18 protein-coding genes and 1 pseudogene are annotated in these 21,855 nt (G+C 59.9%); 14 read left to right on the forward strand and 5 right to left on the reverse strand.

Annotation, left to right across the window (positions count from 1 at the left end):
- Positions 1–1,090 (forward strand): annotated as a pseudogene (locus tag ASD01_RS23500) (mandelate racemase/muconate lactonizing enzyme family protein).
- A 123-nt stretch (positions 1,091–1,213) separates the two neighbouring features.
- On the opposite strand, the gene ASD01_RS23505 reads toward ASD01_RS23500, so the two are convergent.
- Positions 1,214–2,134: a helix-turn-helix domain-containing protein gene (locus ASD01_RS23505; protein WP_060644519.1), complete on the reverse strand. Its 921-nt coding sequence runs from the start codon at positions 2,132–2,134 to the stop codon at positions 1,214–1,216.
- Positions 2,135–2,347: 213 nt separating this feature from the next.
- Here ASD01_RS23505 and ASD01_RS23510 point away from each other — a divergent pair, with 213 nt between their 5' ends.
- The 6 genes from ASD01_RS23510 to ASD01_RS23535 all read left to right on the forward strand — a co-directional run bounded on the left by ASD01_RS23510 (position 2,348) and on the right by ASD01_RS23535 (position 9,318).
- Complete coding sequence (locus ASD01_RS23510; RefSeq protein WP_034798656.1) at positions 2,348–3,229, forward strand: carbohydrate ABC transporter permease; 882 nt, start codon at positions 2,348–2,350, stop codon at positions 3,227–3,229.
- Positions 3,230–3,233: 4 nt separating this feature from the next.
- On the forward strand, positions 3,234–4,118 hold the full coding sequence (locus ASD01_RS23515) for a carbohydrate ABC transporter permease (protein ID WP_060644520.1): 885 nt from the start codon (positions 3,234–3,236) through the stop codon (positions 4,116–4,118).
- Between the two features lie 2 nt (positions 4,119–4,120).
- Complete coding sequence (locus ASD01_RS23520; protein WP_034798661.1) at positions 4,121–5,215, forward strand: ABC transporter ATP-binding protein; 1,095 nt, start codon at positions 4,121–4,123, stop codon at positions 5,213–5,215.
- A gap of 39 nt (positions 5,216–5,254) precedes the next feature.
- A complete protein-coding gene (locus ASD01_RS23525; protein WP_060644521.1) occupies positions 5,255–6,520 on the forward strand; it encodes an ABC transporter substrate-binding protein in 1,266 nt (421 codons plus the stop codon).
- 75 nt (positions 6,521–6,595) lie between these two features.
- Positions 6,596–8,149, forward strand: coding sequence for a polygalacturonase PglA (gene pglA, locus ASD01_RS23530; protein WP_034798666.1), 1,554 nt, complete (start codon positions 6,596–6,598; stop codon positions 8,147–8,149).
- A gap of 8 nt (positions 8,150–8,157) precedes the next feature.
- Entirely contained in the window at positions 8,158–9,318 is a 1,161-nt protein-coding gene (locus tag ASD01_RS23535; protein ID WP_060644522.1) for a glycoside hydrolase family 88/105 protein, read from the forward strand.
- Here ASD01_RS23535 and ASD01_RS23540 read toward each other — a convergent pair.
- Positions 9,255–10,271, reverse strand: a complete 1,017-nt coding sequence (locus tag ASD01_RS23540; RefSeq protein ID WP_060516773.1) for a LacI family DNA-binding transcriptional regulator — start codon at positions 10,269–10,271, stop codon at positions 9,255–9,257. The genes ASD01_RS23535 and ASD01_RS23540 overlap by 64 nt on opposite strands.
- A 137-nt stretch (positions 10,272–10,408) precedes the next feature.
- Here ASD01_RS23540 and ASD01_RS23545 point away from each other — a divergent pair, with 137 nt between their 5' ends.
- The 6 genes from ASD01_RS23545 to ASD01_RS23570 all read left to right on the forward strand — a co-directional run bounded on the left by ASD01_RS23545 (position 10,409) and on the right by ASD01_RS23570 (position 16,647).
- Positions 10,409–11,443, forward strand: coding sequence for a Gfo/Idh/MocA family protein (locus tag ASD01_RS23545; protein ID WP_082566432.1), 1,035 nt, complete (start codon positions 10,409–10,411; stop codon positions 11,441–11,443).
- Between the two features lie 10 nt (positions 11,444–11,453).
- A complete protein-coding gene (locus tag ASD01_RS23550) occupies positions 11,454–12,356 on the forward strand; it encodes a sugar phosphate isomerase/epimerase family protein (protein ID WP_034798673.1) in 903 nt (300 codons plus the stop codon).
- A gap of 59 nt (positions 12,357–12,415) precedes the next feature.
- Positions 12,416–13,648, forward strand: coding sequence for an ABC transporter substrate-binding protein (locus ASD01_RS23555; RefSeq protein WP_034798675.1), 1,233 nt, complete (start codon positions 12,416–12,418; stop codon positions 13,646–13,648).
- 202 nt (positions 13,649–13,850) lie between these two features.
- Positions 13,851–14,753 (forward strand): carbohydrate ABC transporter permease, encoded by a 903-nt coding sequence (locus ASD01_RS23560; RefSeq protein WP_060644525.1) that lies wholly within the window; start codon positions 13,851–13,853, stop codon positions 14,751–14,753.
- Positions 14,750–15,577 (forward strand): carbohydrate ABC transporter permease, encoded by an 828-nt coding sequence (locus ASD01_RS23565; RefSeq protein WP_060516769.1) that lies wholly within the window; start codon positions 14,750–14,752, stop codon positions 15,575–15,577. Before ASD01_RS23560 ends, ASD01_RS23565 begins: the two co-directional genes overlap by 4 nt.
- The gene (locus ASD01_RS23570; protein WP_060644523.1) at positions 15,574–16,647 is read left to right on the forward strand and encodes an ABC transporter ATP-binding protein; all 1,074 of its coding nucleotides are present in this window, start codon (positions 15,574–15,576) and stop codon (positions 16,645–16,647) included. The genes ASD01_RS23565 and ASD01_RS23570 overlap by 4 nt, the downstream gene beginning before the upstream one ends.
- A 310-nt stretch (positions 16,648–16,957) precedes the next feature.
- Here the strand turns inward: ASD01_RS23570 and ASD01_RS23575 are convergent, their stop codons facing one another.
- Genes ASD01_RS23575 through ASD01_RS23585 form a run of 3 tightly spaced genes read right to left on the reverse strand, consistent with a single transcriptional unit; the run spans position 16,958 to position 20,631 of the window.
- Entirely contained in the window at positions 16,958–18,226 is a 1,269-nt protein-coding gene (locus ASD01_RS23575) for a glycerate kinase type-2 family protein (protein ID WP_060644524.1), read from the reverse strand.
- The gene (locus ASD01_RS23580) at positions 18,223–19,311 is read right to left on the reverse strand and encodes a tartrate dehydrogenase (protein ID WP_034798686.1); all 1,089 of its coding nucleotides are present in this window, start codon (positions 19,309–19,311) and stop codon (positions 18,223–18,225) included. The genes ASD01_RS23575 and ASD01_RS23580 overlap by 4 nt, the downstream gene beginning before the upstream one ends.
- A gap of 21 nt (positions 19,312–19,332) precedes the next feature.
- Positions 19,333–20,631, reverse strand: coding sequence for an MFS transporter (locus tag ASD01_RS23585; protein ID WP_034798689.1), 1,299 nt, complete (start codon positions 20,629–20,631; stop codon positions 19,333–19,335).
- A 128-nt stretch (positions 20,632–20,759) separates the two neighbouring features.
- Between ASD01_RS23585 and ASD01_RS23590 the strand changes: the two genes are divergently transcribed.
- Positions 20,760–21,674 (forward strand): LysR family transcriptional regulator, encoded by a 915-nt coding sequence (locus tag ASD01_RS23590; RefSeq protein ID WP_034798776.1) that lies wholly within the window; start codon positions 20,760–20,762, stop codon positions 21,672–21,674.
- The last annotated feature ends 181 nt before the right edge of the window (positions 21,675–21,855 follow it).

A 21,855-nucleotide genomic window follows, 5' to 3' on the forward strand; every position in this document is an offset into this window, starting at 1 on the left:
GTGTCGTTCGAAAGCGCCTCCATGCGTTTTGACCGTCGCGCCCATGTGCTGGTCGAGATCGAGTGCGACGACGGCACGATCGGCTGGGGCGAGTGCCTCGGCCCGGCGCGGCCGAATGCGGCGGTGGTTGCGGCGTACACGCCCTGGCTGATCGGCCAGGATCCGCGCCAGACGGAAAAGCTCTGGGCTATCCTCTACAACGCGCTGCGCGATCAGGGGCAGCGCGGGCTTGCGGTCACCGCCCTTTCCGGCATCGATATCGCGCTCTGGGATATCAAGGGCAAACACTATCGTGCCTCCGTTTCCATGCTGCTTGGCGGGCGCTGGCGCGAGAGCGTGCGCGCCTATGCGACCGGCAGCTTCAAGCGCGATGGCGTCGACCGGGTCTCCGACAATGCGCTGGAGATGGCCGAGCGCCGGGCGCAAGGCTTCCATGCCTGCAAGATCAAGATCGGCTTCGGCATCGAGGAAGACCTGCGTGTCATTCGTGCCGTGCGCGAGGCGATCGGCGACGAGATGCGGCTGATGATTGACGCCAACCATGGCTACACCGTCACCGAGGCAATCCGGCTTGGCAAGGCGGCTGCCGACTACGACATCGACTGGTTCGAGGAGCCGGTCGTGCCGGAACAGCTTTCCGCCTATCGCGCGGTCAGGGCCGGCCAGCCGATCCCGGTTGCCGGCGGCGAGACCTGGCATGGCCGCTATGGCATGTGGCCGGCGATCGAAAGCCGTGCCGTCGACATCCTGCAGCCGGATCTCTGCGGCTGCGGCGGTTTTTCCGAGATGGCGAAGATCACGAGCCTTGCGACGCTGCACGGCGTTCGCATCGTGCCGCATGTCTGGGGCACGGGCGTGCATATCGCTGCCGCGCTGCAGTTCATGGCGGCGATGGCGCCGGATCCGGTGCGGGTCAACCCGATCGAACCGATCCTGGGAGTTCGACCGGACGGAAAACCCGTTCCGGCAGGCGGTGCTGAAGGCGCCGATCGAGGCGGTCGACGGTGTCGTTGCCATCCCCGATGCGCCCGGCCTTGGCATCGAGATCGATCGTGACGCGCTCGCCAGGTTCAAGATGCCCGAGACATGAGAGTGTTGTTGACACGCGTGCCGACCAGGGCCATGTCCGAAATTGCCGGGTATGTTCTCCCACATCATCGCGGCGAGACACATGGGTGCTTGTCTGTCCGGCTTAGCGCCAACACACTTCGAGCTAGTCGCCCGCAAGCCCGTCGGCAAGTACCAGGGCCTGTTCGCGCTCGTCGAGGTGCATGAGGCCGCCATCTCGGCTTTGGCGAACCCTTTTCATGTGATCGCGTGGACTGAGACCCAGAGTTCGCTTGAACATGCGTGAGAAGTAGTAGGGGTCGGGATAGCCGACTTCCGCGGCCGCAGAGGAAACCGAAAGCCCTGCTTCGAGAAAGTGCATCGCCCGCTCCATGCGTTTCAGTTCCTGGTACTTGCGCGGCGTGCGCGCCACGCGCTTTTGGAATTCCCGCAGGAAATAATCGCGATTGTAGGGTGATGCCTCAACCGCTTTCGTCGCAATATCCGGGTCGAGCGGATTGGCGGAGATCATCGTTGCGGCCTTCATGACAGCGAGATCGATCGCGTCTGCCCCCTCGGGCTGATAGGTGGCATGGGCTCGCCACCCGATGAACGCATCCTCGATGAAAGCGATCAACAGAACCATGAACAGGTGGTGCTGGCCAAGCGTCACGGAAGAGGGCGGCGCGCTTTGACGATAGTGGCGCGCCAACGGCTCAAGCAACCCCCACCGCGCCAGTCTCAACTTCGGCACCAAATCCATCTGCTCGACCAGGTTGTGGCGGCCGTAAATATCAAGAGTGAAATGCTGGGCGAGGCCAAGATACGTCTCCGGTCCCTCGCTCCATCCGATGAAGCGCTGGCCGCGCGAAATCAGCATGGCATCACCCGGCTCCATCACGCGTGGCTCGCCGTCGACCAGATAGTGGCCGCGCCCTTCAAGGCAGATGACGAGGTCGTCGACCGGGTTCGACTTGTCGATGCGCCAAGTCTGCGAATGCTCCATCCGGATAGCAGCGCGGGTCAGATTAAGCGTCAGCGCCGCCGGTGGAATAGCTGAGAGAATTCCACCTTCAATTTCGTCCATCTTTTTCCTCGCCTTTGTGAATTCATTCTGTGACAAAAATACGTGAGTGTCATCGCAGAAATGCATGCACGCACCGCATCGAACTGGGAGGAGATCGGTCAGCGGACGGGAAGGAGGCTACAGCCTGCGCCTGTCTGCGCCGTTCCGGGAGCGTAATTTGTACGAAACCGTATCTAAAATGGCCGCTCTGCAGTGCCGTCCGGGAGGGCCGGCATGAAAGGGCATCGTCTTTTAGGGCTTGGCTATCTGGCGCCCTACATTATCGGCCTCTTGATCTTCACGGCCATTCCGTTCATCGGCTCATTCTATCTCAGCTTCACGAGTTACGACTTGATGAGCGAGCCGCGCTGGACAGGTGTCGCCAACTACGAGCGGCTGTTTACCCGCGACCGGACTTTCATCAAGTCGCTGAACGTAACGCTGCTTTACGTGTTCATTACCGTGCCTTTGAAGCTCGCCTTTGCGCTCTTCATCGCTGCAATTCTAAATCACAGGTTGAAATTCATCGGTCTTTTTCGAACGGCGTTCTATGTGCCTTCAATCCTTGGGGGGTCGATCGCGATTGCCGTTTTGTGGCGTTATGTCTTCGCTTCGCAGGGCCTTGCGAACATGGCGCTTTCGACCCTTGGTATCGCGCCCGTCGATTGGTTCGGCGATCCCGTGAATGCGCTTTTCACCATCACGCTGCTGCGCTGCTGGCAGTTCGGCTCGGCCATGGTGATCTTTCTTGCCGCCCTTCAATCGATCGACAAGTCACTTTATGAAGCGGCCGCCATCGACGGCGCCGGCAAAGTGCGCACCTTCTTCTGGATCACCCTACCGCTGCTAACGCCGGTTATTTTCTTCAACTTGATCATGCAGATGGTTCAGGCGTTCCAGGAGTTTAACGGCCCTTACATCATCACCCAGGGCGGTCCACTCAAGGCGACCTATCTGTTGCCGCTCTACATTTATGACGAGGCTTTCAAGAAGTTCAACATGGGCTACGCCTCGTCTATCGCCTGGGTGCTCTTCGCCATCATCACTGTGCTGACCCTTGTCGCCTTCTGGTCCTCCAAGAAGTGGGTCTATTACGCCGGCGACAAGAGGAGCTGACGAGATGACCGAGTTTCAAGCTCTCAACGATCGCCTGGCTGCCCGCAGGGCAAGGGTCCGCCTGATCTCCACGGCGGTTCGCTATGTGCTTCTGTTTTCCGTTGGGTTCGTCATGCTCTACCCGCTGATCTGGCTGGTAGGCGCGAGTTTCAAGACGAATTCGGAGATCTTTTCTGGTGCTGGTTTCATGCCGGCAAATCCGACGGCTGACGGCTATGTAAAGGGCTGGCAGACGTCGACGCCCTATACGTTCGGCCGGTTCTTCTGGAATTCCTTCCTGATCATCATGCCGAAGGTCATCGGTACGGCGATCTCATGCACGATGGCGGCTTATGCCTTCGCAAGGTTCGACTTTCCGCTGAAGAAGATCCTCTTCGGTTCGGTCATTGCCATCCTGCTTCTACCAAATGTTGTAACCCGTATTCCGCAGTATATTCTCTTTCGCGATCTCGGCTGGCTCGACACGTTCCTGCCGCTCTGGGTACCTTCCGCCTTTGCGGGCGATGCCTTCTTCGTCTTCATGCTGGTGCAGTTCCTGCGCTCGCTTCCGGCGGATATGGAAGAGGCCGCTCGTGTTGACGGCGCAAACAGTCTCCAGACGCTGGTCTACATCGTCGTGCCGATGCTCGCGCCGGCGCTGATCTCTGTCTGCCTGTTTCAGTTCATGTGGACCATGAACGACTTCCTGGGACCGCTGATTTACCTGTCATCGGTCGACAAATATCCCGTGAGCCTCGCGCTCAAACTTTCCATCGACACCACCGAAGCCTTCGAATGGAACCGCATTCTCGCAATGTCGGTGCTGACGATCACGCCTGCCTTGGTCGTCTTCTTCGCTGCGCAACGGTACTTCATTGAAGGGATCTCCTCTGGGGGAGTCAAAGGCTGAACATGGCTAAGGTCCAATTGAAGAACCTCGAAAAGGTCTATGGCAACGCATTCAAGGCCGTGCACGGGATCAATCTCGATATCGAGGATGGCGAGTTCATGGTCTTCGTCGGTCCCTCTGGCTGCGCCAAGTCCACCACATTGCGCATGGTCGCGGGGCTCGAGGAGATTTCGGGAGGCGAGGTCGTGATCGGCGACCAGCGGGTTAACGACCTGCCGCCCGGCAAACGCTCCATCGCAATGGTGTTCCAGAACTATGCACTCTACCCGCACATGAAAGTGCGCGGCAATCTGGCCTTCGGGTTGAAGATTGCCGGCAAGCCGAAGGCGGAGATCGACGCGGCTATCGCTCACGTAGCCAAGATCCTTGAAATCGAGCCGTTGCTCGATCGGTTGCCGAAGCAGCTCTCCGGCGGCCAGGCCCAGCGCGTGGCGCTTGGGCGTGCATTGATCAAGAAGCCCGGCGTCTTCCTGTTCGACGAGCCGCTGTCCAACCTCGACGCCAAGCTGCGTGCCTCGATGCGTGTCCGCATCACCGACCTGCACCGCCAGCTCAAGGCCGAAGGCCTATCCTCAACGGTCATTTACGTGACACACGACCAGACCGAGGCGATGACGATGGGCGACCGCATCTGCGTCATGCAGGCGGGCCACATCATGCAGGTCGCCGCGCCGAAGGAGCTCTACAATCGCCCGGCGAACCTTTTTGTCGCTGGCTTCATCGGCAGCCCCGAGATGAACCTTGTCGATGCCGAACTTGTTGACGGGCATCTTTCTATCGGGACCCAGCGCCTGCCGCTCGGCTCCAACCTTCAAGCAAGGCTCTCGGCGAGGCCGGCAGAGGCGGTGCTCGGCATGCGCCCGCAGCACCTCTCACTCGCCACCGACGGCCCTGCGTTCACAGCGAAACTCACGAATGCCGAGTTCATGGGCCATGAAGTCTACCTTCACGCCGATCTCGAGGGTCGAAAGCTGGTGAGTGTAGTGGGCGCCGCCGAATTCGAGGCTCTTGGCCGCTCCGATCTGATCCGGCTGCGCCCGGACCCCAGAAAGCTTCATGTTTTCGACAAGACCGATGGCCGCAACGTGTCGCTTTGAGGAGGCGATGCGTCGTTCAATTTCAAGGAGGAGAAACCAATGAGAATGACAGTAAAGATCGCTGCGCTCGCCAGCGTTGCATATGGCGCTCTCGCGCTCGCCACGGCAGCGCACGCCGCTGAGCTACGCATGGCGTGGTGGGGCGGCGAGAGCCGCCACGTTGCCACCCAGAAGGCGATCGCGGCTTGCGGTGAAAAATATGGCCATACCGTCAAAGGCGAGTTCACTGGTTTTGACGGCTACCTCGAAAAGTTAACGACCCAAATGGCCGGCAAGACCGAGGCCGATATCGTCCAGGTCAATTGGCCGTGGCTGCCGCTGTTTTCGAAAAATGGTGACGGTTTTGCGGACCTGCGGACGCTCCAGGCGATCGATCTTTCCAACTGGAGCGAAGCCGATCTCGCGGCGGGCTCAATGAACGGCGTCTTGCAGGGGCTTTCCGTCTCGACCACCGGCCGCGTCTTCTTCTTCAATGCCACGACCTTCGAGAAGGCCGGGGTGCCTATCCCGAAAACCTGGGATGAGTTCTTCGCTACGACGGCAACGATTAAGGAGAAGCTTGGCAAGGACTATTACACCTTCAACGCCGTCAAGGAGACCGCGCAACTTCTAACGACATTGGCCGTCGTCCAGAAGACCGGAAAGGATCTCGTCGATCCTGAGACCAACCGTGTCGCCTGGACACCTGAGGAGCTGGCTGAAGGCATTTCCTTCCTCGGTAAGCTGGTCGAGACCGGCGCCATTCGCTCCCAGAAGGAAGAGGCCGCCGACGGCAACGTCAATCTGTTCGAGAAACCCTCCTGGGCCGAGGGGAAGGTCGCCGGTTCCTATGAATGGGATTCGACCTATTCCAAGTATGCCGACCCGTTGAAGGACGGTCAGGTGTTGACGCCCGTGCCGATGCTCAAGCTTGCTGATGCGGTAACGGACGGCGTCTATCGCAAGCCCTCCATGGTGTTCTCGATCTCGAAGAATTCGAAGGACCCAGCGGCTGCGGCGCAAATCGTCAACTGCCTGTTGAACGAGCCGGAGGGGATCGATGCACTCGGTACCTCTCGCGGCCTGCCGGCGTCGAAGGCCGCTGCCACTCGCCTTGGTGAAAAGGGCGAGCCCGAGGTGCGCGCCGCCAATGCCATCGTGCTGGCCGCCGGCGGGCCGACGGTTTCGCCGTTCAATGAACACCCAGAGATCCGCGCCGCCTTCATCGATACGCTCGAGGAATACGCCTACGGGCAGCTCGATGCCAAGGAGGCGGCAGAACAAATCATCGATACGGTGAACGACGTTCTCGCCAAGTTTGACTGATCGCTAAGACTGCCCGCCGTTGCTTGTCGCGGCGGGCGTCGCTGCGCCCTGCGGGAAGCCTACACGAGAGAGATTATGACCCGACCATCCATCATCGCGCTGTCGGCGCGAACGGCGGCGCTTTGCCTGCCGGCACGCGGAGCGCTATACCACCTGCCGGCGACAGCGAAGTGGCGCCTTTCCTCGTCCGACGGGGACAATCAGATGCGGCAGGGAGAGACCTCCCTTGCTGTGCCTCTGCTGCACGAGCTTCAACCTCGCACACGTTACCGCTTCGAAGCGGAAGGGTTTGAAGCGGTCGAGTTTGACACCCCGTCCTGCGCGGGGCTCGTCGACGCTGCCGAGTTTGGTCTTGTCCTTGATGTTCTTCCCGAGGATTTCGACGGTGCCCGCCGGAATGCGGCTGCTTTGAGAGAGGCCGTTGCTGCGGTTCCGGTGGGCGGTACGTTGAGGGTGCCGGCTGGGGTCTGGACGGCATTTCCGGTCAAACTCAAGAGCCACATGACTTTCCACCTTTCCCAAGGGGCGGTCTTGCGAGCGCCGTCGGTGCGGCGCGGATGGCCCATCCTGCCCGCCCGTGACGCGTCCGGCCGGATGTTGGGGAGCTGGGAAGGCCTTCCGGCCGACTGTTTCGCAGCTCCGCTCCATGCCGTTGGCGTGAAAGAGTTGACAATCGAGGGGCAGGGCACGCTCGACGGTTCCGGCGATAGGGGCGACTGGTGGACCTGGCCGAAAGAAACGCGTGACGGTGCACGCCGCCCGCGCGGCCTTCATCTCGTTTCCTGCTCAAATGTGCAGCTCCTTGGCTTTGCCATCCGCAATGCGCCCTCCTGGACGATCCACCCGCAGGGCTGCAGGCAATTGACGGCGGCAGGACTATTCATTTCCGCTCCGTTCGACAGCCCAAATACCGATGGCTTCAATCCTGAAAGTTGTCGCGACGTGACAATCACCGGCGTGCGCTTTTCCGTCGGGGATGATTGCATCGCCGTGAAGGCCGGCAAACGCGGCCCAAATGGTGAGGATGACCATCTGAGCGAAACGCGTGGCGTGCGGGTGAGCCACTGCTTGATGGAGCGTGGCCACGGGGGGCTCGTCATTGGTTCGGAAATGTCTGGCGGCGTGCACGACGTTTCGATCGAGAATTGCGCCATGGTCGGTACAGATCGCGGCCTGCGCCTTAAGACGCGGCGCGGGCGTGGTGGAGCGATCACCGATATCGCTATGCGCAGCGTTCTTATGGACGGCGTCGAGACCGCGCTTTCTGCCAACGCACACTACCATTGCGATGCCGACGGCCACGACGCCTGGGTGCAATCCCGCCAGCCGGCTCCAGTCGATGTGGGCACGCCTGTCATCGACGGCGTCACGATCGAGGATGTCGAGATCCGGAAGTTGGCCCATGTCGCCGGTACCTTCCTTGGCCTGCCGGAGGCCCCAATCCGCAACATCAAAATTCGTCGGCTCAAGATCGTCTCCTTCAACTACGAGGCCACAGCCGCTCCTCCTGTCATGGCCGACGGGATCCGACCGATGCGGCATGAAACGATCGTCTCGGAACAAGCGGACGTCGATTGCGACGAGCCGGCGCTCCTGAGCACCGCCGCGATATCAACGCACTTCGAGTGAGAGATCCCATGAACCCGACCGACTATTTCGACCAGTTCGCGCATCGCTACAGTCCCTACAAGGGCGGGAGCTGGTGTTACGAAGACGGCTGCCTCTACCGAGGCCTTCAGCTACTGTTTCAGGCGACGGGCGAGAAACGTTGGATGAACCATCTTCACCGGCTGGCCGATCGGCAAATCGGGCCCGATGGCTCACTCCTCGGCTACGATCCCACAGAATACAATATCGACCACATTCTCGCCGGACGATCGCTCTTTGCCTTGGCCAGGGATACCGGCGACGCCCGCTATCTCGCGGCGGCAGAACATCTGGCTGGTCAACTCGAAAGCCATCCGCGCATCCCCCAGGGCAACTACTGGCACAAGAAGCGCTACCCACACCAGGTCTGGCTCGATGGGCTCTATATGGGCCTGCCGTTTCAAATCGAATATGCGCTGGCCACGGATAGGCCGGCGCTTGTTACTGACGCCCTTCGGCAATTTTCGACGGCGCTTTCGCTAACGGCGACCCCGGCCGGCCTCTATGTTCATGGTTACGACGACAGCCGAAAACAGCTGTGGTGCGATCCGGAGACAGGCAAATCGCCTGCCGTGTGGGCACGCGCTGTTGGCTGGCTGGCGATGGCGCTCGTGGATGCGCTGGCGCTTCTACCTGATGACGAAATCTCCGGTCCTCATCGGCTGAGGGCACGCCAGCTTTTGGGGGAACTCATGGCGCGGCAGACATCGTCTGGCCTCTGGATGCAGGTGCTTGACGCACCGAACCTCGAAGGCAACTACGAGGAAAGCTCGGCCTCCGCCATGTTTGCCTATGCGCTGATCCGCGCCGCACGCCTTGGGCTCGTCGAACCTGATCGAGCGTCAGAGACAATCGCGGCCGGCCGCCGCGCACTCGACGCTCTGCTCTCTATGCGGCTCATTGCCGACGCCCAGGGCATAACCAGGCTGACGACGATCGTCGGCGTTGCAGGTCTCGGAGGCTTCGAAGGCACGTACAGGGACGGTACGCCCGGCTACTACCTCGCAGAACGGCTGGTGAGCGACGATCCCAAGGGCGTCGGTCCGCTGATGATGGCCTTCGCCGAAAGTGTCAGCAAACGTGTCGATCAGTCGCTCTCACCCGGGACGAGCGTCATGGGCCAGAGGAACCGCGCAGATCTCACCGGGTAAATGTCGGCAAAGGCCGGCATCGTACCAAGCAGGGATTCGGCAAGTGCTATGCCAAGATCGCGTAGGGACAGGCTGAAAGCCGTCAATCGGGGCGACAGGAATTGCGAATGCGGACTTTGACGACCGATGATCGCCATGTCCCGTCCGGGCTTTATGCTGGCTTCCACCAGTCCGCGATAAAGGCCGACAGTGATTGCTTCGTTGATGAGCACAATCGCCGTCGGACGGGTCTCAAGCGCACTCAGTTCCCGGGCGATTTGATACCCTCCCGCTTCGTTCGGGGTTGAGCGGAACACATGACGCTCGTCGAGGTGAAGCCCATGTCGGGCCAGGGTCGCGCGGCACTGATCTTCAAACACATAGCCCAGGTTCATGTCGTCATGCGGCCGCGTAATCGCTATTTGCTTGTGGCCGTGCGCAACCAGCCGATCGATCGATGCCTCAGCCATGCCCTCGAAATCCAGATCAAGCCAGGGTTGACCGACATCTGTCAGGCTACGTCCGAGCGTGATGAACGGGATCTTGCGTTTGGACAACAGCTCGAAGCGGGCATCGTGTCGCCTTGTTGCCGAAAGGATGATGCCGTCGGCAAAACCGCGCGCGACAACGCGCTTCAAGTAGTCGTTCGGATCCTCCTCAGAGGAGCAGAGCAGGGCGACGAGGTCGAGCTTGTGACGAGCAAAGACGGTCTGGACACCGTCGAAGACGCTCATGAAGAATGTGTCCCCCTGGCCGGTGATTTCGGAGCCGGTCTGCATCATGAAGCCGATGACGCCGGTCGCGCCCTTGCGGAGCGCACGGCCCGATTGGTTGGCGACATAACCAAGGGACTCGGCTGCTTCGAGCACCCTTTTTCTGGTCTCTTCGTTGACGTCGGGCTTACCGTTCAGCGCCCGGGATACTGTCCCGATCGAGATATCGAGGTGTTCGGCAAGCTCGCGAATCCCCTTCATTTTTCCGCGTTCCTCCCCAGACCCGCGACTGGTCATTTTCACACCTCTTGACATAAAAACCCTTTGCCGCATAGTATCGTAAACGTTTACGGAAGCCAATTGAGGAGTTGCTGCTTCCGTTTCTTGGAGGAAATCACGTGCGATACAGGGCCGTTTTGTGCGGGTGCGGAGCTATGGCCAAAGGCTGGCTGAGGGCGCTGACGGAGAGCGAACTTCTTCGCGTGAAAGTCGAGATCGTTGGCCTCGTCGATCTCGATCAGGCGACTGCTGAGGCGCTCGCTACCGAATTTAACCTTGGCGGCATCGTTATCGGAACGGACCTGCCGACCGTGCTTCGCGAGAGCCGCGCAGATCTTTTGTTCGACATCGTCGTTCCGGCCGCACGCCGTGCGGTGGTGGCCGCCGGACTTGCGCATGGTTGCCACGTTTTGAGTGAGAAGCCCATGGCCGCCTCGCTCGGCGAGGCACGCGAATTGCGTCGACTTGCTGCAGCGGCCTCGCGGATCCATGCGATCGTTCAAAACCGTCGCTTCATCAGCGGTGTTCGGCGCATACGCCGCCTCATCGAGTCGCTCGTTCTCGGTGAGCTGACGGCGTTGCATTGCGACTTCTTCCTCGGCCCGCATTTCGGAGGATTTCGCGAGCAGATGGACAATGTCTTGCTGCTCGACATGGCCATCCACACCTTCGATGCAGCGCGCTTCATGTCGGGCAAGGACCCGCTCGCGGTCTATTGCCACGAATACAATCCCAAGGGCTCCTGGTATCGCCATGGCGCGGCCGCCAATGCGATCTTCGAGTTCTCCGACAATGTCGCCTTCACCTATCGCGGTTCCTGGTGCGCTGAGGGTGCCAACACCAGTTGGGAGAGCGCGTGGCGCATCACCGGTTCGAAGGGCACCTTGCTTTGGGATGGCGGCGATCGCTTTGACGCCAAAGTCGTTACGGGTCAGGAGGGCTTCATGCGCACCGTTGAACCGGTTGCGGTGCCCGATACCGAAGATCTCGCCGATACGAACGGGCATGCCAGCGTGATCGAGAATTTCATCCGCGCGATCGACGCGGGAGCTGTGCCGGAAACCGACGGCAGCGACAACATCAAGAGCCTTGCCATGGTCTTCGGCGCGATCGACAGCGCGCGGGATGGCAAACGCGTCACCATTGCAGCCTAGGGAGCCTATTTTGATCAACCCAAGCAAATCCATCCGTATTGGCACGATGATCTCTGCCACGAAGGGCGGTGCCGACAGGCGTATCGCCCAGATCGCGGGCATGGGCTTCGAGAGTTTCGAGCCCTTCTTCTGGCAAACGACGAATGGCCAGGACCTCGCCGACCTCGGCAAGCGTTGCGTGGCGGCGGTCGGCGATCGTGACATCACCATCTCCACGATCGGCATGTTCGGCAATCCGTTGGAGACGACCGCGATCGACGAAGAGACCTTGCAGGGCTGGCGAGACTGCATCGACAATGCCCACCACTTCGGCGCGACCTGCGTTGCCGGGTTCACCGGCCGCCTTCGCGGCAAGCCTTTGACCGACAGCCTGCCGCGTTACAGGAAAATCTGGTCCGAGCTGTCGAAACGTGCCGCCGACAAGGGCGTAAGGATTGCATTCGAGAACTGTGCCATGGACGGCAACTGGCATACCGGCGATTGGAACATCGCGCATAATCCGGATGCCTGGGAACTGATCTTCAACGAGACGCCAGACGACCACATCGGGCTCGAATGGGAGCCATGCCATCAAATGGTCTATCTGATCGATCCGCTGCCGCAGATCCGCAAATGGGCAAGCAAGATCTTCCACGTGCACGGCAAGGACGCGACCATCCGCTGGGACGTCATCCGTGAACACGGGATCTTCGGCAAAGAGAAATTCGTCTTCATGCGTACGCCCGGCTTTGGCGACACGAACTGGACCGACGTGATCTCCGAACTTCGGTTGGCTGGTTGGTCCGGCTCGATCGATATCGAAGGCTGGCATGACCCGGTCTATCGCGACGATCTGGAGATGACCGGCCAGGTTCACGGCCTGAATTACCTCAAAACGTGCCGGGGCGGCGACTTCGTCATCGATCCGGTCTGAGACGTGCATGTTGGCCGGCATGGAGGATGCCGGCTCGGGGATAATCAAAGGAGGAGAAAATGGCTATCCGCGGATCCGCAATCCTGGGCGCGCTCGCCCTTGCAGGTGTCTCTCTATTCGGCCTCACCGCCAAGGCGGAGGATGTCACGATCAGCGTCTGGTCGCTCGATCGCGATATTCAACCCGCACCGAACTTGATTTCGGACTTCAACAAGCTGAACACTGGCATCAAGGTCGAGTACCGCCAGATACAGTTTGACGACGTCGTCAGCGAGGCGATGCGCGCCTATTCGACCGGGCAGGCACCCGACATCATCGCTATCGACAATCCTGAGCATGCGCTTTTTTCGTCGCGCGGCGCGTTCCTCGATCTCACCGATATGATCGCCAAGTCGACGGTGGTCAAGACGTCAACCTATTTCCCTGGCCCGCTCGCCTCCACCATGTGGGATGGCAAGAATTACGGTCTTCCCAAGGCCACGAACACGATTGCGCTCTACTACAACAAGGACATGTTCAAGACGAAGGGCCTCGATCCTTCCAAGCCGCCGCAAACCTGGGACGAACTCGTCGATGCGGCTCGCAAGCTGACGGACCCTGCGGCCAACGTTTATGGGATCGCGTTTTCAGCTAAGGCGAATGAGGAGGGGACCTTCCAGTTTCTCCCCTGGGCCCAAATGGCCGGTGGTGGCTACGAGCACATCAATTCGGATGGCGCCGTCAAGGCGCTCGACATCTGGAAGACCATCATTACGGAGAAGCTGGCGTCGCCGGACACGCTCACCCGCGGACAGTGGGATTCGACCGGTACCTTCAACTCCGGCAACGCCGCCATGGTCATCTCCGGCCCGTGGGAGCTCGACCGGATGGTCAAGGAGGCGAAGTTCGACTGGGGTGTCGCTCTGTTGCCCGTGCCTGAGCTCGGTGCGGAGCGTTCATCGGCCATGGGCGATTTCAACTGGGCGATATTCTCCAACACGCAACACCCTGCCGAAGCGTTCAAGGTGCTCGAGTACTTCGTCTCGCAGGACGATCGCATGTTCAAGGACTTCGGCCAGCTTCCCGCCCGTTCCGACATCGCTATTCCGGAGACTGGCGTGCCGCTCAAGGACGCGGCCCTTAAGGTCTTCAATGAGCAGTTGAAATACGCAAAGCCGCGCGGCCCGCACCCGGAATGGCCGAAGATCTCAAAGGCAATCCAGGATGCAATCCAGGCAGCGTTGACGGGACAGATGAGCTCGAAGGAAGCACTCGACCAGGCTGCTGAAAAGATAAAGGCAGTCCTGGGCTAAAGTCTTGGCCAAGGCGGCCTAGAGGCATCCCGCCTGAACCGGAGAGCCGGGCCGCCTTCCGCAAGCGCTCGATTGCATTGAGGCGCTGGGACGGAAACCCGCAAAAACCATGCCGGCTGTGCCGGCGTGGTTCTGGTTGTCTAGTTTGCAGGCCAAGCTGCGTCAGCCCAAATGCGCTGAGGCCTTGGCGGCGGAGGAGCTCATGAAACGCCTTCTATCCAGCATCATCGACGGCCGCGGCTTCGATATCGGCCTCGTGAGCCTGCCGCTCGCCTTCCTGCTAACCCTGTCCGGCCTGCCACTGCTCTACAACATCGCCATGAGCTTCCAGGAGGTGGACATGTTCAGCCTCGGCAGCTTCTGGCGCCCGTTCGTCGGTCTCAAGAACTACCGCGATCTCTTCGCCCAGCCGGAAACCTGGCCGATCCTGGCCAATACCGCGACTTTCGTCGTCGCCTCGATCGCCGGTCAGTTCCTCGTCGGCTTTGGACTGGCGCTGTTCTTTTGGACAAATTTTCCAGGCGCCTCGTGGGTGCGGGGTCTGTTTCTGGTTTCCTGGGTGATGCCTGGCCTCGTGGTTGGCGCGATCTGGAATTGGATCCTGTCGGGTGATTTTGGCGTGCTCAACTTCATACTGAGGGAAACGGGCCTCATCGACAGCAATATCTTCTGGCGCTCGGATCCTGGTTACTCGCTCTGGGCCGTCATCATCGCGAATATCTGGCTCGGTACCTCCTTCAACATGATCCTGATGTCCGTCGGTCTGTCGGCCATTCCGCGGGACCTTTATGAGGCGTCCGAATTGGATGGTGCCAATGTCTGGCAACGCTTCTGGACGATCACGCTGCCGATGATGCGCTCGTCCGTAGGGGCCATCATCGCGCTCGGGCTCATTTTCACGCTGCAGCAGTTCGATCTTTTCGCCTCGATCACCTCCGGAGGGCCGAACAATGCCTCCAACGTCACGCAATACTGGGCCTGGGATCTGTCTTTCCGACAGTACGATTTCGCCAAGGGCGCGACGATCTCGGTGATCATGATCGTCTTTGTGATGATCGCTTCTGTCGTCTACGTGCGTTCGACACGACATGAGGTGCGCGGATGAGCAATGTATCCCGGGATCGCCTGCTTCTCGCAATCGCGATCATTCTCGCCGGCCTTTATCTGTTCCCACTCTACTGGATGTACATCACCACGATCAAATCGGGGTCGGAGATGTTTGCCACTCCGCCGACCTTCTGGCCGAGCGATCCCCAGTGGCAAATCTTCGGCAACGTGTGGCAGAGCCGGAACATGGGCCGGTACATCTGGAACTCCTTGGTCATCGCCTGCGGATCGGTCAGCGTCATCACCGTGCTTGGTGTTGGCTGCGCCTACGTGCTGGCGCGCTATCGCAACATCTGGATCGATATCGGGCTCTTCCTCATCCTCATGTTGCAGGTCCTTCCGGCGTCGCTGATGGTGACGCCGATTTTCGTGGGCTTTTCGCAAGTTGGGTTGCTCAACTATCCGCGGCTTGCCGTCATCCTGGCGATTGCGGCCAAGAGCATGCCGTTCTTCGTCGTCCTGGTGCGCGCGACCTTCATGAGCGTGCCACAGGAACTGGAGGAAGCAGCCCTTGTCGACGGCAACTCCAGGGTCGGCGCATTCTTCAATATCGTCCTGCCGCTCGCACGCAACGGCATCCTCGTCAGTGCGATCCTGATTTTCATGCAGGCCTTTGGCGAGTTCGTCTATTCGAAATCGATGATCCAGGCCGTCGAGCTGCAACCGGCAAGCGTGGGGTTGAACTCCTTCATGGGGCCAAACACCAATGAATGGAACAATATCATGGCCTACGCGGCGATCTACGTGACGCCGATCCTCGCCATTTTCGTCCTCCTGCAACGCCGCATCGTCTCTGGTCTTACCTCGGGAGCGCTCAAATGAATGCCCAGATCGAACTAAGGAACGTCAACAAGTATTATGGTGCCTACCATGCGCTGAAGGACATCGAGCTTTCGATCCGCAAAGGCAGCTTTACAGCTCTCGTCGGTCCGTCAGGTTGCGGGAAGTCGACGTTGTTGCGGTCTCTGGCGGGCCTGGAGAGCATATCGTCCGGTACGCTCAAGATCGCTGGCGAGGTGATGAATGCAGTGCCGCCGCGCAAGCGCGATGTGGCGATGGTGTTCCAGTCCTACGCGCTCTATCCGCACATGACGGTTGAGGAAAACCTGACTTATAGCCTACGCATCAGGGGCGTTGCCAAGGCCGAACGCAAGAAGGCGGCACATGAAGTTGCCGCCGTCACCGGGCTCACGCATCTCCTGGCGCGCTACCCGCGCGAGCTTTCCGGGGGTCAGCGGCAACGCGTAGCGATGAGCCGGGCGATTATCCGGCACCCAAAGGCGTTCCTGTTCGACGAGCCGCTCTCCAATCTTGATGCCGCACTTCGCGTTCATATGCGCAAAGAAATCCGCGCGCTGCACGATCGGCTGGGCGCCACGTCGGTCTATGTCACGCACGATCAGGTGGAAGCGATGACAATGGCGGACCATGTCGTCATCATGCGTGACGGCGTCATCGAACAACAGGGCAGTCCGCTTGAGCTTTATGACCGGCCGGCTAACAAGTTCGTGGCCGGCTTCATTGGATCTCCTGCCATGAATTTCCTGCCCGCGGTCGGCGGTCCGGACGGACGCTCGATCATCCTCGATGTCGGTACCAAACAAACGATCGCCCTTAACCGGACGGTGCAGCCAGGACAGGCCTTGAGCGTCGGCTTGCGTCCGGAGCATATCGAACTTGCGGCAGCCGATGAGGGCATTCTCTCAGCACCAGTGGCAATGATCGAATCGACCGGTGCGACGTGCTTTCTGACAATGGCGACCACGCCCGAGCTGTCGGTGGTCTTCAATGGCCGATCGGTCGCAAGAGCAGGCGACCGGGTCGGACTGAGCTTTGTTCCCGGAAGCATGCATCTTTTTGATGCCGATACCCAGCGCCGCCTTGCTGATTGAAGCCCGAACTATCCAGGCGCGCATCGCCAAAAAAGGAGCCTGTCGACGTCTCGGCCGTGCGTTCCCGGCCAACTCGTCGGTTCTCAGCGGTGGCTCGACCCGCTTCGAGGATCATGCTTTCCCGATCTGAGCGACACGGAGATTATTCGTGCTGCCTTCAGTCGCGAACGGGAATCCGCTGACGATGACAGTTTGAAGGTCCGTCCGACGCCGGTGAGGAACAACGATTTGAGCGTTTCGGGCGAATTTGAAGCCGGCCCGACCGTCGCAACGATCTTGGCCTTGCGGTTGCTGCGTGGGAGCATGATTTCTATCCGATCAGGATTGCGCGTATGTCATTGACGTTTGTGAGTGTTGGCCCGGTGACGACAAGGTCGCCAATCGCCTTGAATGCGGTGTAGCTGTCATGTTGTGAAAGCGCGGTGCGCGGAGCAATGCCGACCAGCTGCAGACGGGTAAGGGTGTCAGGAGTGACGAAAGCACCCGCAGCGTCCTCGACACCGTCGATACCGTCTGTGTCTCCGGCAATTGCCCAGATCGAATTTGCACCACTCAAGCCAATCGCAAGGCTCAGCAGGAATTCGGTGTTGCGGCCGCCACGTCCGGTCGAGCCTTTCGGCAAGGACACGGACGTTTCTCCGCCCGACAGGAGCACGGCTGGTCCCGCAACCGGTAAGCCCTTGTCGCGCGCGGAGAGCGCGATGCCGGCAAAGACTGTACCGACTTCTCTCGCTTCTCCCTCAAGCGCATCGCCAAGGATCAAGGGGCGGATCCCGTGAGATTGCGCAACTTGTGCCGCCGCATGCAGGGCTGTGGACGGTGAGGCTATCAGCCGCGTTTCAGCGTTAATCGGGGCGCTCACCGCCGCGGAGCCGCCACCGTCGAGAACGGCGATCGCTTCCGGTGGAAGAGCGAGTTTGTAGCGCGCGACGATTTCGCGAGCCTCGACAACGCCCGTCTCGTTGGAGACAGTGGGTCCCGAGGCAATTTCGGAAGAGTTGTCGCCCGGGACGTCGGAGATCACGAGCGTGACGACCCTTGCAGGATATGCTGCCTGCGCGAGCCGTCCGCCTTTTATGTTTGAAAGCTGCTTTCGAACGGTGTTCATCTCCGAGATCGTCGCACCGCTGGCAAGCAACATCCGGTTGACCTCCTTCTTGTCGGCCAACGTCATGTTGCCGGCTGGAGCAACCAGCAAAGCGGAACCGCCGCCTGAAATCAGGGCAATGACCAGATCGTCCGGCCCAAGGTCGCGGACCTTCTCAAGGATACGTGTCGCCGCCTCAACGCTCATCGCGTCGGGGACCGGATGGGCCGCTTCGACGATTTCGATGCGCCCGGCAGGAACTGCATGGCCATACCTCGTCACGACTAGTCCGGAAAGTTCAACGTCGCTCCATGCGGCGTCGAGTGCCGCCGCCATCGCAGCCGAAGCCTTTCCCGCTCCGATCACGATGCAGCGGCCCTTGGGCGGATCGGGCAGGTGGTTTGACACCACTCTAACCGGATCCGCGCTGGTGACCGCTGCGTCGAACATTTGACGCAGCGCATCGCGGGCGGATGTATCGCTAAAGGTCATTCGGCAGCAACGAGGATGTTTGAGCCGGCGATCGCCTCGCAAACGGCATCGGTCACCTGCTGTGTGGTGGCGGTGCCGCCGACATCAGGGGTGAGGATGCCTGCCTCGGTGACGCGTTCGACAGCCGTCATCAGTCTTGTCGCAGCGTCTTTTTCTCCAAGATGTTCGAGCATCTGGGCGGCCGTCCAGAAGGTGGCGATGGGGTTGGCGATGCCCTTGCCGGTGATGTCGAAAGCTGAGCCGTGAATCGGCTCGAACATTGATGGGAAGCGACGCTCCGGGTCGATATTGGCAGTCGGTGCGACGCCGAGGGAACCAGCAAGGGCGCCGGCGAGATCCGACAGGATGTCGGCATGCAGGTTGGTCGCTACAATGGTGTCAAGACTTTCCGGCCTCAGCGTCATGCGCACCGTCATCGCGTCGACTAGCATCTTGTCCCAGGTCACATCCGGGAATTCCTTCGAAACTTCGGCAGCGATCTCGTCCCACATGACCATGCCATGCCGCTGCGCGTTCGACTTGGTGACGACGGTCAAGAGCTTGCGCGGCCGCGACTGGGCGAGTTTGAAGGCGTAGCGCATAATGCGGGTAACGCCGACGCGTGTGAAGATGGCAACCTCGGTGCCAACTTCCTCCGGCAGCCCCTTGTGGGCGCGACCGCCGTGGCCCGAGTATTCGCCTTCGGAATTTTCTCGAACGATGACCCAGTCCAGGTCGCCTGGCCCGCAGTTGCGCAGCGGCGGAGTAATTCCTGGGAGTATCTTGGTCGGTCGGACGTTGGCGTACTGGTCAAAGCCCTGGCAGATTGGAAGACGCAGGCCCCAGAGCGTGATGTGATCGGGGACATCCGGCGCACCAACCGCACCAAAGTAGATTGCGTCGAACTTCTTGAGTGTCTCCAAACCATCGGCCGGCATCATGACGCCATGTTTTTTGTAGTAATCCGAGCCCCAGTCAAAGGTTTCGGAGTGGATCTTGAAGTCGCCGCTACGCTTCTCCAGCGCCTCAAGGACCTGAAGACCCGCTGCGATCACTTCCGGGCCAATTCCGTCGGCCGGTATCGCTGCAATTTTGTATTCGCGCATTGTTGTTCTCCAATCTGGATTTCAATGTTGAATGGAAGCCGTCCGAGTGGCCTCGCGGGAGGCCCCGCGAGCAAGGATCAGAGTGACCACTGCCGAAATCACGAGCAGTGCCGCGACGAAGTAGAGACCACCGGCAAAACTCCCTGTCGTGTCCTTGATCCAGCCGATCATCGAGGGGCCGACGAAGCCGCCGAGGTTGCCCAATGAATTGATGGTGGCGATACCAGCGGCTGCGGCCGGGCCTGAGAGGAACATCGTCGGCATGCTCCACAGCGGCGGCTTGGAGGCGCTGATCCCGATGTTCACAAGCGTCAGGGCGATCATCACGGCAAACACAGTCGTCGCACCGGTTGCAAAGACAAGGCCCGCGGCAGCCAGCAGACAGGCACCGACAACGTGCCAAGTGCGTTCGCCGGTCCTGTCGGAATGGCGTGCCCAGACAATCATGCCGATCACAGCAAAAACAGCTGGAATGGAATTGATCAAACCAACGTGGAAAGACGAAAGGCCAAAGCTCTTGATGATCTGTGGTGCCCAGATTCCGAGCGTGTAGAGACCTGCTGACGTGCCAAAGTAGATGAGCGAAAGTGCAAGGACCCTTACATCAGCGAGCCCTGCCCAGATGCCGTGGCTTGCCTTCACCTTGCCGGCCTGTTCCTGCTCCATGGTCTTCACAAGCCAAGCACGCTCGTCGTCGGTAAGCCACTTTGCCTTTTCCGGTCGGTCCGTCAGGAAAAACAATACGACCACACCGAAGATTACCGCCGGAACAGCTTCGATGATGAACATCCACTGCCAGCCGGCCAGGCCCCAGATGCCGTGCATCTCGAGAAGGGCGCCAGAAATCGGCGACCCGATGGCTGTTGCAAGCGGAGCAGCTGCCATAAACATCGCGGTGACCGCCGCTCGGCGACGCGCAGGAAACCAATAGCTCAGATAAAGAATGATGCCTGGGAAGAACCCAGCTTCGGCCACGCCCAGCAAGAAGCGCAGGGTGTAGAAGCTCGTCGTGCCTTGGACCAGCGCCATCGCACCCGATACCAGGCCCCAAGTAATCATCACCCGGGCAATCCAGATGCGGGCGCCGACTTTGTGGAGAATGAGGTTCGACGGCACCTCGAAAAGAAAGTAGCCGAGAAAAAAGATGCCCGCGCCCACGCCGAAGACGGTCGATGAAAATCCAAGGTCCTGGTTCATCGTCAAAGACGCGAAGCCGATGTTCACGCGATCGATGAACGCGATCAGGTAGAGAACCATGATGAATGGCACGATGCGCCATGTGATTTTGCGCAATACGCGCGTCTCCCGGTCGCTCGTCAAAACAAGCTCCTCCCTATGTTCGAACCCGGCGCGTCCTCTCGCGCTTGTCGAGAAGGTTAGTTTCTCCTTTCCTGCGCATGAAGGTTCATGCAATTATATAATTTATTGATATAATGGAGGGCGTGGGGGTGGAACTCGAACAGCTCAGGTGTTTTGTCGCGGTCGCCGAAGAACTGCACTTTGGAAGAGCTGCCCAGAAGACGGGCATGCTGCCTGCTTCGCTCGGCCGGCACATCCGGTTACTGGAAGAATCTTTGCGAACGCAGTTGTTGAGTAGAACAACCCGAAGCGTGAGCCTGACCGATGACGGCGTGTCGCTTTTGCAAGAAGTGCGGCCGCTCCTGGGGCGGCTTGACGAAGTCGCCGAAAAATTTCGTGCAGCCCGACACAGGCCGTCCGCCATACTGCGCATCGGCGCGATCGATAGTGCTGCCGCCGGTCTCTTACCGTTGCTCTTGCAGGATTTTCGGGAGGCGGCGCCTGATGTCATCACCCAGATCATTGAAGACAAGTCTGTCCGGCTTATTCCGAAACTGCTGGCCGGGCGCCTCGACCTTGTTTTGATCCGTCCTCGCGATGGGATCAGCCGCACTCTGAATGTGCAGTTGCTGTTTCATGAAACGGCAGTTGTTGCGGTACCAATGGGGAGTGCTCTTGCTGGACGGTCCGAAATTACCGTCCAGGATCTGGCGGAAGAGCCATTGATCGTGCCAGAACGCCGCTCGCGACCGCACAGTCATGACCTCACAATGGGATTGTTCGCGGACTTTGACATGCGTCCCCGCGTCGCACAAATAGCCGATGAAAAGCAGACGATAATCAATCTGGTTGCCGCCGGAATCGGGTCCGCCATCGTTCCACGCTGGACCTCGAAACTTGCTGTGTCAGGTGTCAGCTACATCCCGCTCGCTCATCCATCGGGATCGCCGATGCATCGACTACCCCTCTCAGCCGCCTGGATGAAAGCGGTGCGAGATCCGTTGCGCGACACGATGCTCGCGTTGTTGCAGCACAATGTCGCGCGATACGCGGAATTTGCGTGAACGCCACGAGCCGTAAAAGGCTGTCACGATCGCGATCCTCGGCCTGCGCGGGGGCCTTAGCCGGTCCACCGCATGGGTAGCTCTCTGAATAGCCCCGAGTTTCGTAGACACCCTCGGGTTAGATTTTCTGCTGCTTCTCGAACTCGACGGGTGACAGCATCCCGTTCCTGACGTGTTTGCG

Origin of the sequence: Ensifer sp. Root423 (genome assembly GCF_001426275.1) — a bacterium.
Classification (GTDB): domain Bacteria; phylum Pseudomonadota; class Alphaproteobacteria; order Rhizobiales; family Rhizobiaceae; genus Ensifer; species Ensifer adhaerens.